The organism is Thioclava sp. ISO4 (genome assembly GCF_058105145.1).
In genome coordinates this window covers 2838898-2851753 of the sequence record NZ_CM176571.1, presented here as the reverse complement: position 1 = coordinate 2851753, position 12856 = coordinate 2838898, and the positions used below count along the sequence as shown (strand labels likewise).

General features: G+C 61.9%; 14 protein-coding genes and 2 pseudogenes. 6 read left to right on the top strand and 10 right to left on the bottom strand.

From position 1 onward, the window contains the following. Positions 1 to 57: 57 nt before the first annotated feature. Together AC2TZ7_RS13990 and AC2TZ7_RS13985 are read left to right on the top strand one after the other, a co-directional pair. Positions 58 to 564, top strand: a complete 507-nt coding sequence (locus AC2TZ7_RS13990; RefSeq protein WP_489864693.1) for a peptidylprolyl isomerase — start codon at positions 58 to 60, stop codon at positions 562 to 564. Beyond that, positions 557 to 1162, top strand: coding sequence for a peptidylprolyl isomerase (locus tag AC2TZ7_RS13985; protein ID WP_078601280.1), 606 nt, complete (start codon positions 557 to 559; stop codon positions 1160 to 1162). The genes AC2TZ7_RS13990 and AC2TZ7_RS13985 overlap by 8 nt, the downstream gene beginning before the upstream one ends. 83 nt (positions 1163 to 1245) lie before the next feature. On the opposite strand, the gene AC2TZ7_RS13980 is transcribed toward AC2TZ7_RS13985, so the two are convergent. The 5 genes and pseudogenes from AC2TZ7_RS13980 to AC2TZ7_RS13960 all read right to left on the bottom strand — a co-directional run. Continuing rightward, positions 1246 to 2868 carry a recombinase family protein gene (locus AC2TZ7_RS13980; protein ID WP_489864692.1) on the bottom strand — a complete coding sequence of 541 codons (1623 nt, stop codon included), beginning with the start codon at positions 2866 to 2868 and terminating at the stop codon, positions 1246 to 1248. Between the two features lie 497 nt (positions 2869 to 3365). After that, positions 3366 to 3680, bottom strand: coding sequence for a ribosomal subunit interface protein (locus AC2TZ7_RS13975; RefSeq protein ID WP_078601416.1), 315 nt, complete (start codon positions 3678 to 3680; stop codon positions 3366 to 3368). A gap of 357 nt (positions 3681 to 4037) precedes the next feature. Continuing rightward, a complete protein-coding gene (locus tag AC2TZ7_RS13970) occupies positions 4038 to 4655 on the bottom strand; it encodes an ABC-type transport auxiliary lipoprotein family protein (RefSeq protein WP_489864691.1) in 618 nt (205 codons plus the stop codon). Next, a complete protein-coding gene (locus tag AC2TZ7_RS13965; RefSeq protein ID WP_489864690.1) occupies positions 4652 to 5554 on the bottom strand; it encodes an MlaD family protein in 903 nt (300 codons plus the stop codon). Before AC2TZ7_RS13965 ends, AC2TZ7_RS13970 begins: the two co-directional genes overlap by 4 nt. Then, positions 5554 to 5745 (bottom strand): annotated as a pseudogene (locus tag AC2TZ7_RS13960) (ABC transporter ATP-binding protein); the annotation flags it as partial. The gene AC2TZ7_RS13965 and the pseudogene AC2TZ7_RS13960, both read right to left, overlap by 1 nt. Positions 5746 to 5799: 54 nt before the next feature. Here AC2TZ7_RS13960 and tnpA point away from each other — a divergent pair. The 4 genes and pseudogenes from tnpA to AC2TZ7_RS13940 form a co-directional block, all read left to right on the top strand. After that, positions 5800 to 6225: an IS66-like element accessory protein TnpA gene (tnpA, locus tag AC2TZ7_RS13955; RefSeq protein WP_489864689.1), complete on the top strand. Its 426-nt coding sequence runs from the start codon at positions 5800 to 5802 to the stop codon at positions 6223 to 6225. Next, positions 6222 to 6572 (top strand): IS66 family insertion sequence element accessory protein TnpB, encoded by a 351-nt coding sequence (gene tnpB / locus AC2TZ7_RS13950; RefSeq protein ID WP_009803441.1) that lies wholly within the window; start codon positions 6222 to 6224, stop codon positions 6570 to 6572. The genes tnpA and tnpB overlap by 4 nt, the downstream gene beginning before the upstream one ends. A gap of 60 nt (positions 6573 to 6632) precedes the next feature. After that, positions 6633 to 8258 (top strand): IS66 family transposase, encoded by a 1626-nt coding sequence (gene tnpC, locus AC2TZ7_RS13945; RefSeq protein ID WP_489864353.1) that lies wholly within the window; start codon positions 6633 to 6635, stop codon positions 8256 to 8258. Then, positions 8255 to 8701, top strand: a pseudogene (locus AC2TZ7_RS13940) (plasmid pRiA4b ORF-3 family protein); the annotation flags it as partial. The gene tnpC and the pseudogene AC2TZ7_RS13940, both read left to right, overlap by 4 nt. 2 nt (positions 8702 to 8703) lie before the next feature. Here AC2TZ7_RS13940 and AC2TZ7_RS13935 read toward each other — a convergent pair. The 5 genes from AC2TZ7_RS13935 to AC2TZ7_RS13915 form a co-directional block, all read right to left on the bottom strand. Beyond that, positions 8704 to 9489, bottom strand: coding sequence for an ABC transporter ATP-binding protein (locus tag AC2TZ7_RS13935; RefSeq protein ID WP_489864688.1), 786 nt, complete (start codon positions 9487 to 9489; stop codon positions 8704 to 8706). Beyond that, entirely contained in the window at positions 9489 to 10565 is a 1077-nt protein-coding gene (locus AC2TZ7_RS13930) for an MlaE family ABC transporter permease (RefSeq protein ID WP_489864687.1), read from the bottom strand. The genes AC2TZ7_RS13935 and AC2TZ7_RS13930 overlap by 1 nt, the downstream gene beginning before the upstream one ends. 8 nt (positions 10566 to 10573) lie before the next feature. Continuing rightward, positions 10574 to 10765 (bottom strand): Thivi_2564 family membrane protein, encoded by a 192-nt coding sequence (locus tag AC2TZ7_RS13925; protein ID WP_489864686.1) that lies wholly within the window; start codon positions 10763 to 10765, stop codon positions 10574 to 10576. Positions 10766 to 11944: 1179 nt separating this feature from the next. Then, on the bottom strand, positions 11945 to 12280 hold the full coding sequence (locus AC2TZ7_RS13920) for a hypothetical protein (protein WP_489864685.1): 336 nt from the start codon (positions 12278 to 12280) through the stop codon (positions 11945 to 11947). A 107-nt stretch (positions 12281 to 12387) separates the two neighbouring features. After that, a complete protein-coding gene (locus tag AC2TZ7_RS13915; RefSeq protein WP_489864684.1) occupies positions 12388 to 12828 on the bottom strand; it encodes a hypothetical protein in 441 nt (146 codons plus the stop codon). Positions 12829 to 12856: the final 28 nt, after the last annotated feature.

The window sequence follows — 12856 nt, the reverse complement described above, 5'->3', positions numbered from 1 at the left end:
CCTTGCCGCGCAGGGGCCTCGCTCCTATGGTCGGGCCAAATTTCAATGGAGGACCCAATGGCCGATATCAAGGATCCCGAGAACACGATCATCATCGAGCTCAAGGACGGGCCGGTCGTGATCGAGCTGCTCAGCGACGTCGCCCCGAAACATGCCGAGCGCATGAAGCAACTCGCCCGCGACGGCGCCTATGACAACGTGGCCTTCCACCGCGTGATCGAGGGCTTCATGGCCCAGACCGGCGATGTCGCGAACGCGAATATGGAAAAGGACTACAATCCGGGCCGCGCGGGCACGGGCGGGTCGCAATATCCCGATCTTCCGGCGGAATTCTCGAAGCTGCCGCATGATCGCGGGACGCTGGGCGCTGCGCGCTCGCAAAACCCGAACTCGGCCAATTCGCAGTTTTTCATCAACTTCAAGGACAACCATTTCTTGAACGGTCAATACACGGTCTATGGCCGCGTGATCTCCGGGATGGACAATGTCGACAAAATCGCGCGCGGCGAGCCGCCGGCGAACCCCGACCGGATGATCTCGGTGAAGGTGGCCGCCGATGCGTAATATCCTGCGCCGCACCGTTCTCGCCGCCGCCGCAAGCCTCGTCGTCGCAGCACCCGCTGCCTTCGCACAAGACAGCTCGGGCGTGGCCGATACCGGCGGGCCGAAGCTCGTCCTGCAGATCGGCGGTCAGACCGAGGGCAAGGTCGTGATCGACCTGCTCACCGACAAGGCCCCGAAATCCGCCGAACGGCTGATGACGCTCGCCAAGGAAGGCAAATACGACGATGTCGTCTTCCACCGCGTGATCGACGGCTTCATGGCCCAGACGGGCGATGTGCAATTCGGCAAGAAGGGCGGAGATACGTCGATGGCCGGTATGGGCGGCTCCGATCTGCCCGACCTTCCGGCGGAGTTCTCGAACATCTCCTTCCAGCGCGGCATCGTGGGCATGGCCCGCTCCGCCGATCCGAACTCGGCCAATTCGCAGTTCTTCATCATGTTCGCCCCCGCGCCCCATCTCGACGGGCAATATACCGTCGTGGGCCATGTCGTGAGTGGCATGGATGTGGTCGACAAGATCAAGAAGGGCGACGCGGCGCGCAACGGCGTGGTCGAGGACCCCGATTACATCGTCAAGGCGACGGTGGAAGACAAGTAAACCGGGCAAGGGGGCTTCGGCCCCCTTTCTCTTGCGCTGGCTGCCTCTTTCGGCTTGGCCCAAATATCCCGGGGGGCTTCGCGTCAGCGAAGCGGGGGCAGCGCCCCGTGCCTGACCGATAGTTGCCGCTTGGCACTGAAAATATCGACGATGCTCGGCGTAACGCCCCCCGCAGAAAGCAAAGCGCCGAGATCAGAAACGATCTCGGCGGCAAGCGCATCGGGTGCATCAGGGTCGGGTCTCAACTCGACCAGCCTTATGAGTTCTCGCAAATGTTCGTTGGCCTGGTGAACGAGCTCTGGGTCGGCGAGCAGTGTCTCGAGTTCCTGCACGGCGCGCGCAAAGAGCGCGGCACTGTCGGTCGGAAGTTGCGGCAGAACTGCGCGGGTCTTTTGATGCTGATCCAGCTCGGCTTCAAGATCGGAGATCTCACGTTCGAGCTCTTCCGCGCGCGTCTTGTAAGCACTGTAGGGCGCGCCTTGCTCGATGGCATCGAAGATCCGCTGGCGGCTCGTACGCGCTTTCTTAAGACGACGCTCGAGCCGCGTTGCGGTATCTGCGCCCTGGGCGCTCGCCAGCGCCTTGTACTCAGCCTTAAGCGCGGCGTCGAAGCTCGCGGCCAGTTCCGGCGTCAGAAAGGTGCCCCGAAGCTTCGCGAAGACACGCGTCTCAATCCGGTCGCGGTGGATGGTCGTCTTGTTTTTGCACGCCCCCTTGCGGGCTTCGCGGCAGCCGAAATGGGTTCGGCCGACTTTCACATAGGTCGCGCCGCAGCAGCCGCAGACCAACAAACCGCTCAACAGGTGCTTGCTGCGCCGGGCCCCGACGGGGTTGCCTTTGCTTCGGGTCTTCGAGGCTTGGATCGCAAGCTGCCCCTCCACTCGCTCCCACAGTTCTTGATCGATGATCCGGAGGGCCGGAATCTCGATCTCCGCGGCCGCGCTCGGGGTTTCGTAGACTTCTTTGCTGCCGGTTTCGGGATGATAGCGGCGTGACGTCTTCGCGACGCTTGCAATGCCGATGTAAAGACGATTGCGCAGCATGCCTTCGAACCGTGCCGGGTTGCCACGGATTGTGCTGATGTCCCAGGTGCCACCGCGCGGCGCCGGAATACCGTCTTGGTTCAGCCGCTTTACGATCGCCTGCGTCGAATGCCCGTCGGCAAACTCACGAAAGATGCGGCGCACGATCTCTGCTTCCTCGGGATCGATCTCGCGGTTTAGCCCTTCGTCACCGTCACGCTTGCGGTAGCCGTATGCGCTCGTGTGAAGCCGTTTCCGGGTGAGCCCCTGCACCATGCCACGGCGCGTGTGTTCGCCGATCATCTGCGCGTAAAGCTGCGCGCCGAGCGCATTGATCAGAACTTTGAAGAAGTCTTGCTGACCCTCGGCAACCGAATAGAGCTCGGCCTGCTGGAACTGGAACAGCTCGTAGTGATTGAGCGCGTCGGCGATCTTGCGTGTCAGACGATCCACGGCTTCGATGACGATCGCATCGACCTGCCGCGCGTTGACAGCAGCACACAGCGCCTGAAGTCCCTCGCGGCGCGTGTTGCGGCCCGATTTCTCATAATCCGTGAAACGATGTGTCACCACCCATCCGTGCTCGGCCGCGAAACGCTCCGCCATCGCGATCTGATCGTCGATCGAAGTCTGCTTCTGGAGACCTGAGCTGTAGCGAGCATAGATCGCGACACGTTTCGTCATTGTGCTTCGTCCTTTCGAGGCGCGGTAGGGCTGTTGGCGGGGATCGTATTCGCGAGATCCCGGACAACAGCGCGCGCCAGCAACCGTGCGATTGCGCTGCAGGCTGGTGGCACTGTCGTCGATTCACCAAGTGTATCGTTGGCGGCGGTGATATGGGCGGATGGCATGAAAAGCTCCTTAGTGTCGGTGTCCTACTAAGGAAGCTGGGTTCATCTGTCAGAGCGCGGAAACGCGATCACGAAGAAACTGAAACTCGCGATGGGAAAAGGTTGGCATGAAGCTCAAGTTCATGGCGAACGAGCCCGCCCTAGCGTTCGCCTCAGGAGCGGACTCGCGCTCAGTTGGGGAAGATCCGGTACACTCGCTGCGGCGAGCCGCGACGTCCGGTTCTGTTCTCACCGTTCCGAAAAAGTCCGCGCTGTAACGCGGTCCAAAAGCGAAGGCAGTGCAAGTTGGGTCTGGCCTAATCGATGGTGACCGAAAAATCCCGTGGCGGGTCAGCGGCGTGCTAGCTTTCCGAATTCGCTATCCAAAAGGGTCCGGAGCTTTTTCGCTGCACCGTGCATGGCAGCTTTGGCATTCGCATCGCTATGGGTGACGGCCAGCGGCTTCATCCCCTCGGGGCGCGCCTCAATGGTGCAACGAATGTCGTCGGCCCCGCCTTTTGCACCATTTACATCGGCCAAGTGCACCTCAAGCCGGGACAGACGATGAGCCAAGTGTCCTAGCGCGGCAGTGACAATCTTCTCGGCGTCATCAACCAAATGTCGATCGCCATGAATGTCGGAACCTGTGTTCATTTGAAACTGCATATCACCTCTCCTTTTTTGCATTTTACCAAAGATTTTCGTCGCGATAATTGACACAGAACAAGCCAATCGCGGCCGCAAGGTCTTCTCGCGAAACTGGAAGCTCAAGTGCTGCGCTGTCGGTCACATTCTCGAGGAGACCGGAGACCAACTCTTCAACTTCACCCGCCTTGACGCTTCGCAATGAAAATCGGCAAGGACCACCAACGCGTTAGAGTGCCTGAACGGAGCCAATTTCACCTGCCGCGAGCTCTCCGCCAAAAAAAATCCTGCGACCTTCTAGACACGATCCACATCGACCCATCATCGAAGACGTGGCTGGCGCGTTGACGCCCAACCTGCTGTATCGAAGATGCCATATCAAACCGAAGCCTGCACCCAACCGACGGCATTGCCGAGCACCGATTGCATGACCGCATCGATACCTGCGATCAGGACGACCGTAGTGTCCGACGCTACAGACCTCGTGGTGTCGAAGCATCGCGTTCCAATAATCTGGCGGTCAGCTTCGCCGATTAGGGTCATCTGCAAGGCGAGATGGACCTGGGCCGAGGTCGGGTCGGGGCCGATCAGTTCGGCTTGGAACGCCTGTATCTCGCACATCAGCGTGAAATCAGGCATAAGCCCTGCCCCCACCCTGCTGACCAGCCGGAACCCGCCTCGATTGAGAAACGAGTTAACGAGAAGCGTCTGCACCATGGCCGGAGTTGGCTCGGACCAACGAGCATCGGGCAGATACTCGGCCTGAAGTGGAGACACCTTGATCAGGACACGGTCGGTGGCGAGCTCGCCACCGACCGTCGGCATCTCGACGACCAAGTGGTGCGAGCCTCCGGGCCGCGTCTGTGTCGGAGCGAGCGGCGAGAGCGTATAGGTGTCAAGCGGTTCGCTCGCCCTCGAGACCGCAGACACGGCGCTGCATCCCGCGAGGCCAGCCATGGCAGAAAGCGATAGAAGGTTGCGACGCGAAAGGGTCATTGGGCTCTCCTGTAGTCCGGTGTCTTGTTGCCGAGAAGAAAACGCCCCGGATCGCTGCCGATCTGGCGAGCGAGAGCGTCAAACCGCGCGATCACCGCACGTGCGTCCGCGATCAGGCCGCTGATCTGCATCGAAAGGCGCGGCAGGTCATTTCGGGTCGCGCCTCGCAGGCCATCCATGGCCCCCGCCGTACTGTCGACAGCTAATTGCAGGCCCGCGACCAGCGCGGGTATGTCACGCTCCAGCAGGTCATCACCGGAAGCAAGGATCGTCTCGACTGCGTCCAGCGCCGTATCGAGTTGGAGGAGCGTTGTCTCGGCTCGGGTGGCGAGCGCATCTACCCGCCCGGTGGCGTTCTGCAGGTTGGCGAGGATTCCCGCGATCGCATCGCGGTTCTCGGGCGTGGCAAAACTCCGAATCTGAGAAATAAGCGCGGTCGCCTCGGCCAGCAGCTCGGGGCCGCTGGTCATCAGGTCCTGCACGACCGATTTCTCCGACCGGATCACCGGGACCTCTGCCGGAGGCTCCACCGCCAAGCGCGCCGCCGTGGCGCTGCCGCCTTCCAGCGCAACGAAGGCGACCCCTGTAACCCCTTGGGAGGCAAGAGTAGCGATGGTGTCGGTGCGCACCGGCGTGTTCGCGAGGATCTCGATGCGCACCCTCACCAGCGCGGGATCGTCGCGATCGAGAGCAATGGTCAAAACCCTTCCGACATCGACGCCATTGTAGCGCACGGTAGCTGTCTGGTTCAGTCCCGTGACGGTGCCGAAGAGGACGTCGTATTGCGCATAGGTCCGGTCGAGATCGACCTTGGCCAGCCACAGCATGAACCCGAGCGCAGAAAGAAATCCAAAGATGGTGAACAGACCGATCAGAATGAAGCGCGCACGAGTTTCCATCAGTCTTCCTCCAACCCTAACGGCACATGGGCGCGCGACCCGTGAAAATAGGAATGGACCCAAGAATCGTCGAAGTCCCGCATCTCAGCGAGAGTGCCAGTCACCAGCACCCGTCGCTGCGCCAGCACCGCGATCCGGTCGCAGGTGGCCTGCAAGGTGTCGAGGTCGTGGGTCACCAGAAACACCGTAAGGCTCCGGGGAGGACCGTCTTTCGGACTTGAGGCAGGCGGCGTAGGTCCGGAGCTATGTCCGACCATAGATACAGACCCGAAATTGAGATCCTTTCTGTCACCGATACCGGGCGCCGTCGGCGTTGGACGGATGAAGAGAAGGTGCGCATCGTTGAAGAAAGCTTTGGCGGTAGAGGGCGTGTCGCCGAGACAGCCCGACGTCATGATATTGGCCGCACCCTGCTGGTGCGCTGGCGTCGCCAATACCGCGAAGGCAGGCTGACGAGCGGCGATGCACGACCGCAGTTCACACCGTTGGCCATCGCCGCTCCTGAGGGAGCTGAGGATCAAGGCGGACCGTTTGCACCGGTTCCGACGCCAGAGACAGCCGAGGTCCTGATGGCAGATATTACCCTCGCGAATGGCCGTCGCCTGTCTGTGGCGGCCACGATTGACCCGATGGTGCTGGCGCGCCTCGTGCAAGCCCTGGATCCGTCATGATCGCGTTCCCGGCGGGGGTGCGCGTCTGGATCGCGGGCGGAGTGACTGACATGCGGCGCGGTATGAACACCTTGGCGTTGACGGTGCAGCAGGGTCTGGGGCGCGATCCGCATGCCGGCGAGATCTTCTGCTTTCGCGGGCGCAAGGGCGACCTGGTCAAGCTTCTCTGGCACGACGGGGTGGGCATGTCGCTCTATACCAAGCGGCTGGAGGCGGGGAAGTTCATCTGGCCGACCAGTGGAAGCGGCGAGGCGGTGCAGATCTCCGCGGCCCAGCTCGGTTATCTTCTGGAGGGGATCGACTGGCGCAATCCACGCTGGACCCAACGCCCTGCAAAGGCGGGATAAATTGGCCTCATCGACCCTATTTGCATGGGCTTTCCGATGCCGGCATGGTAGGTCTTGGCCATGTCGAACAACGCTTCCGAGATTGCCAGATTGCGCGCCGCGCTCGCGGCCTCCGAGGCCCGTGCCGAGGCCGCCGAGAGCGAGCTAGCGCAGACCCGGGCGGTGGTCTCGACCTCCGAGGCGATGATCAAGCATCTCCGGCTCGAGATCGCCAAGCTCCGACGCGAGCAATACGGCCACAGCTCGGAACGCCGCGCCCGACTGATCGACCAGATGGAATTGCAGCTCGAGGAACTCGAAGCCGCGGCCACCGAAGACGAGATTGCCGCCGAGAAGCTGGCGAAGACCACGATCGTCGCGGGGCTCAAACGTCGCCGCCCGGCGCGCAAGCCTTTCCCGGAGCATCTGCCGCGCGAGCGCGTGGTGATCGCGGCGCCCACGGCCTGTTCCTGCTGCGGCTCGGATCGCATCGTGAAGATGGGGGAAGACGTCACCGAGACGTTGGAGGTGATCCCGCGGCAGTGGAAGGTGATCCAGACCGTCCGCGAGAAGTTCACCTGCCGGACCTGCGAGAAGATCAGCCAACCGCCGGCGCCCTTCCACGCCACGCCGCGCGGATGGGCTGGCCCGAACCTGCTGGCGACGATCCTCTTTGAGAAGTTCGGACAGCATCAGCCGCTCAATCGCCAGGCCGAACGCTATGCCCGGGAAGGCGTCGATCTCAGCCTGTCGACGCTCGCCGACCAGGTTGGCGCCTGCGCCGCCGCGCTGGAGCCGATCCATGCGTTGATCGGTGCCCATGTTCTGGATGGCGACCGCTTGCATGGCGACGATACGACAGTGCCGCTGTTGGCGAAGGGCGGGACAAAAACCGCCCGGCTCTGGACCTATGTCAGGGATGACCGACCCTTCGGCGGCGGGGCTCCACCTGCCGCGCTGTTCCAGTTCTCCCGCGACCGAGGAATGACCAACCCGAACCGGCATCTCGCCGGATGGCAGGGTATCCTGCAAGCCGATGCCTATGGGGGCTACAACGACCTCTACCGCGCCGACCGTGACCCGGGGCCGGTCGAGTCTGCGCTATGCTGGAGCCACGCCCGGCGCAAGTTCTTCGAGCTCGCCGATATCAAGGGGAACGCCCGGAAGGGCAAGCCGGCCCATGACATCTCCCCCGTCGCGCTGGAGGCCGTGGCCCGTATCGACGCGATCTTCGGCATCGAGCGCGGAATCAACGGGCTGACGGCTGCAAAACGGCAGGCGGCCAGGCACCAGCTGTCCCGGCCTCTGGTCGAGGAGCTTCATGACTGGCTGCGTGCCGAGCGCGACCGGCTGTCGAAGCACAACCCGGTCGCCAAGGCGATCGACTACATGTTCAAGGCGGAGCGCTGGCCAGCCTTTACCGGGTTCCTCGAGGACGGCAGGATCTGCCTGACGAACAATGCCGCGGAGCGGGCGCTGCGCGGCATCGCCCTTGGCCGCAAGTCCTGGCTCTTCGCCGGCTCCGAGCGCGGCGGGGACCGCGCCGCCTTCATGTATTCCCTGATCGTCACCGCCAAGATGAACGATGTCGACCCTCAGGCCTGGCTCGCCGATGTCCTCGTCCGGTTGCCTGGCACGACCGCCTCCCGGGTGCCGGATCTATTGCCCTGGAACTGGGCCCGGGCTGAGCAAAGGATAGCCGCATGACCCTGATCGCCCGCCTCCGGATCATCCTGAACGACGTCGACCCGCAGCCGATGCGCCATATCGAGGTGCCGCTGAAGATCAGGCTCGACCGGCTGCATGCGGTCATACAGGCTGCCATGGGCTGGACAGATACCCACCTCTACGAGTTCCGCGCCGGTGATGCCGGTTGGGGCGTGCCCGACCCGGACGGGTTCTACGACGGCCCCATGGACGCGAAGAAGACGACGTTGGAAAAGGTGCTCGAGGACACCGGTGCCAGGACGATCCAGTATATCTATGACTTCGGCGATGACTGGGACCACAGCATCCGTATCGAGCGGGTCTACGAGGCCATCCCCGGCATGATCTACCCACGGCTTCTCAAGGCGACCGGTGCCTGTCCACCCGAGGACGTCGGCGGTGCCTGGGGCTACGAGGAGTTCCTCGAAGCCCTCGCCGATCCCGATCACGAGCAACACGAGGACATGCTCCACTGGTCCGGTGGGGACTTCGACGCCGAAGATGCCGGGATCGACAGCATCCTTGAACGCTTCAACCGGCTTGCCAAGAAATGGGCCCCGCGGGCCCGCAAACCCAAAGCCCCCAAGGGCACGACCTGAGAATTGCTCCCATGTGCGGTCCACGCCGGATGGTTACGAAACACCGTTAGGCCCAAGGCTTCACTCAACGAATTCAGGAGCCCATCGAAGGCGGAGGCGCCGATCGGATCGAGGCCCGCCGTTGGCTCGTCCAGAAACAGAATCTTCGGATCTAGAGACAGGGCACGTGCCAAACCCGCACGCTTTCGCATCCCGCCCGACAACTCGGCCGGATAGAGGTCGCCCGCCTCTGGCGGCAGGCCAACCATCGCGATTCTAAGATCGGCCAATGCCGCGCGGGTGTCGGGGTCGATCGCCAACCGCTCGCGCATCGGCGCCTCGACATTCTCGCGCACGGTAAGCGCCGAGAATAGCGCACCGTCTTGAAACATCACGCCGGTGCGCGTGCTTACCCTCGCCCGGTCGGCCGGGTCCGCTCCAAGCACATCCGTGCCAAGCAAGTTGATCTGACCAGCACTTGGCGTCTGTAGCCCCACAATACTGCGCAGAAGCACCGATTTGCCACTGCCCGAGGCGCCGACGACCCCCAGCACTTCACCCTGCATCACGTCGAGCGACAGGTTCTCGTGGACGACGGTGGTGCCGAACCGGTTGGTCAGCCCGCGGATCGTGATGACGGCCTCGCCTTCCATCACACCCCCGAGAGACCGAAAAAGACTGAAAAGAGCGCATCCACCACGATCACCAGGAAGACCGCGATGACCACGGAACGCGAGGTCCGCATGCCCAGAGACTCTGCATCGCCCTTGACCAGGAAACCCTGCTGGCAGCCGACCAGTGCGATGATCACCGCAAAGACCGGGGCCTTGGATAGGCCCACCATCGCCTGGCTTGCGCCGACATTCGCCAGGAGTTGTGTCCGGAATTGGCTGGGCGAGATACCAAGCTCGAACCAGGCCATGAGCCCACCACCAACCAGTCCGGCGAGATTGGCGACGAAGCCCAGGACCGGCAGCAGGATCACCAGCGCCAGAAGGCGAGGCAGCACCAGCAATTCGATCGGATCAAGGCCCAGCACACGCATGGCGTCGATCTCCTCGCGCATTTTCATCGACCCGATTGCGGCAGTAAAGGCCGAGGCTGAACGCCCCGCGACGATGATCGCGGTCAGAAGGATACCAAGCTCTCGCAGGATCGACACCGCGATGAGGTCCACGACAAAAACCTCCGCCCCGAACTGGCGTAGCTGCGTGGCTCCCTGGAACGCCAGCACGACGCCGATGAGAAACCCCATCAGCGCCACGATCGGCACGGCGTTCAGCCCGACGTCCTGCATGTGATGGACAAGCGCGGTCAGCCGCAGCCGGCGCGGACGCACCAGCGTCATCGCCAGCCGGGCTACGATCAACCCGGTGAAGCCGATGCCTTGCGCGCTCGTTAAAATGAAACCGGCGACCCTCGCGCCGACGTCCGCCAGCACGTCGCCTGGCTGGAGCCGCGCCTCTCGCTGTTCAGACTTGCGCGGGGGCGGCATTGCGGCCTCAACCCTGCGCAACAGAAGGTCCTGCGCGGGGGCTGCTGCCTCGATGCGCATCCCTTGATGACCGAGCAGCAACCAGGCCCCGGCAGTGTCGAGAGCCGTAACCGCCGAGAGATCGACATGGGACACGGTTTCGGCGCCGCAAAGTAGGGCACGCACCTCATCAAGCGTGTCAAGCGTCACCGACCCTGAGAGGGCCAGCACCGAGGACGGCACCGCGTCAGCCATGTGTGCCCTCAGTCATAGGTTCTCATTGCTCCGAGCCCTTCCAGCAGGCCGAAGCTGCTAGACAGCCAAAGCACGACGACGATCACGACAAACCCGTTCAGGATCGTCTTTATCTTTTGATCCATCGGGATGTAAGTGTTCACTGCCCAGAGGGCGATGCCGACGACGACCAGCGTGATGGCCAGGTTGATGAGTGACATGATAGGTCTCCAGCCAGAAGATCCGAGGTATGGCGCGCAATGCGCTGTCCTGTTTTGGGCTGTGTAAGGACAATGAAACCCGTCGCGACCCAAAGGAGGCGGAACCAAGCGCCTTGCCAACAATATATGCGGAATTCTTCGCTTGGCGCGCTCACATGGATCAGTTTCGGAGGTGGAATGACAGCTCGTCACCGCGAAATCAGGTATTCCGCCTCACCACATGTCGACCGAGACCTCTCAAACTCAACGTGCGATACGATTGCCTATCTCGAAAAGTTTGCCGCTCATCTGATCATTTGGGGCAAAAGATCCTGATCCGGAACAGTGAGCGTTGCGAGATCAGCCGGGCAAGAGCTTCGAACAGCTTCTCGGCTTCCTGGGTGATCACGCGCGGGGCACGATCGATGACACGAAGCGTACCCCCAGAAACAATTGTCGTTGCGAATGGTCGGCAACGAGATAAAGATTGAAGTCCCGTATTGCAGCTGCGTCTGGGGACCGCGGATAATCTCGCTCGCTTCGACATCAGCGACAGAAATGGTCGATCGGCATCTGCGGACCTCCAAACATCTCGTCGATGCGAGTTAGGGTTCGAGCCATTCGCCAATTTTTGTCTAAGTCAGACTTGTTGGTGAGCGAACATGCAGGGGCACTCCGCCATCTGCCGGACGCTCCCAGTCACAGCCGACGCACGAAAATCCCGCCTGCGATGATTCTGCGGATCTGCTCTGCCGCGGCAAGAACCAGACGCGCCTCGCCCTCCGTGAGAAAGCCGCGATCACTCATCGCTAACACCGGCGTTATATCTTTCACAATCAATCCGTTGCGGCCGTGCAAATCGGGTAGAATCCGAACTTCACCTAACTGAAATTGCTGCGCTTGGTAGCCAACGGCAGGTCACCTGCACCGCAGTGATCAGGATCATAGTCAATATCAGCTCAAGGCAGACATCGACGTCTCGGTCAACAGGGCCGCGCGAGTTAAATTCGTCGATAAAGAGCCTATTACAGCTCAAGCACCGCAACGCTGCATGTCCTGAGCGCAGAACAGCTTGGGTTCAAGAAACTTTGGGCGCGCCGGTTCCGGTTGAGTTTGGAGCATATGCGGAAAGGATTTGTTGGCGCGCCCAGGCGGATTACCACCGCTATCTCTTCGATGCCGTTCGGCGTCATATCTTCATCATGCGGCTCGCTGGATGCTGGTCGTGCACTCGGCACCGAGATCCGCGACAATGCGATGCGACCCGTTGATTGCGTCCCGCAGTCGACGCATCGCGCTGTCGAGTTCGCGTGCAAATCGTTCTTCGGGTTCGATCCGCGCGAGGTGGCGCAGAATCTCCGCACCCGCCTCCCGGAAATCCTCGCCAAAGACGTCGCCCTTAGTCACAAGTCGTTCGCAAAAATCGCGATCGCTCTCTGCTCCCCGACAAGCGTCAGCCGGCAGCGCATCGAGAGCGTCGATTGCCACGCGTGCCATCGCTTTTACATCGTCAATCAGGTTCGGTTGCTGAAACATCTGACATCCTTTCAAAGCTGAACTGCGGGCGCTGCGGCCCTCGTCGAGGGGCCGCAGCGGTTGCGGTTCAGCCGATCCCGTCAGGATCATTTCTCGCAAATTCGCGATCACGCATCGCAGCGCATCTCGCCGAGCGCATCGAGCGCCTTCTGCGCCCAATATGCTTGTCCCTCGAGTTGCGTGCGGATCCCTCTCAGATCTGTCGCGACGGCTCGCATCGCGAGATGCGGCGGGGACTCTTCGACGGAGAACCGCGGTCCGAGGCGCATGTATCCGTCTTCGAGATAGACCCACTCGAGATCGTCATCGAGCGCGATGAGAGCTCGCGTGATCAGCTTTCGGGTCCGACCGCTGGCTTCCGTCAGGCGGCCAAAGAGCGAGATGTCTTCGAAGCCAGTGAAAAGCATCCAGTCTTCGAGAAGCGGCGCGTTCTCGAGGTCTTTCGGGGACGGCGTCGCGGTCGCTCCATGGACGACGTTTGCGAGCACGCTGCGTTCTTCGCGGAGCTCGGCAGCGGTGAGTTCGGAGGGATGTTTATCGTGGGTCATGTGTGATCTTTCGAAAATTTGGGGGTCA

Coding starts and splice junctions, on each gene's coding strand:
- AC2TZ7_RS13915 (WP_489864684.1), bottom strand. CDS start 12,828: ATGACCCACGATAAACATCCCTCCGAACTCACCGCTGCCGAGCTCCGC.
- AC2TZ7_RS13920 (WP_489864685.1), bottom strand. CDS start 12,280: ATGTTTCAGCAACCGAACCTGATTGACGATGTAAAAGCGATGGCACGC.
- tnpB (WP_009803441.1), top strand. CDS start 6,222: ATGATCGCGTTCCCGGCGGGGGTGCGCGTCTGGATCGCGGGCGGAGTG.
- AC2TZ7_RS13935 (WP_489864688.1), bottom strand. CDS start 9,489: ATGGAAGGCGAGGCCGTCATCACGATCCGCGGGCTGACCAACCGGTTC.
- AC2TZ7_RS13970 (WP_489864691.1), bottom strand. CDS start 4,655: ATGACCCTTTCGCGTCGCAACCTTCTATCGCTTTCTGCCATGGCTGGC.
- AC2TZ7_RS13980 (WP_489864692.1), bottom strand. CDS start 2,868: ATGACGAAACGTGTCGCGATCTATGCTCGCTACAGCTCAGGTCTCCAG.
- tnpC (WP_489864353.1), top strand. CDS start 6,633: ATGTCGAACAACGCTTCCGAGATTGCCAGATTGCGCGCCGCGCTCGCG.
- AC2TZ7_RS13930 (WP_489864687.1), bottom strand. CDS start 10,565: ATGGCTGACGCGGTGCCGTCCTCGGTGCTGGCCCTCTCAGGGTCGGTG.
- AC2TZ7_RS13985 (WP_078601280.1), top strand. CDS start 557: ATGCGTAATATCCTGCGCCGCACCGTTCTCGCCGCCGCCGCAAGCCTC.
- AC2TZ7_RS13990 (WP_489864693.1), top strand. CDS start 58: ATGGCCGATATCAAGGATCCCGAGAACACGATCATCATCGAGCTCAAG.
- tnpA (WP_489864689.1), top strand. CDS start 5,800: ATGTCCGACCATAGATACAGACCCGAAATTGAGATCCTTTCTGTCACC.
- AC2TZ7_RS13925 (WP_489864686.1), bottom strand. CDS start 10,765: ATGTCACTCATCAACCTGGCCATCACGCTGGTCGTCGTCGGCATCGCC.
- AC2TZ7_RS13965 (WP_489864690.1), bottom strand. CDS start 5,554: ATGGAAACTCGTGCGCGCTTCATTCTGATCGGTCTGTTCACCATCTTT.
- AC2TZ7_RS13975 (WP_078601416.1), bottom strand. CDS start 3,680: ATGCAGTTTCAAATGAACACAGGTTCCGACATTCATGGCGATCGACAT.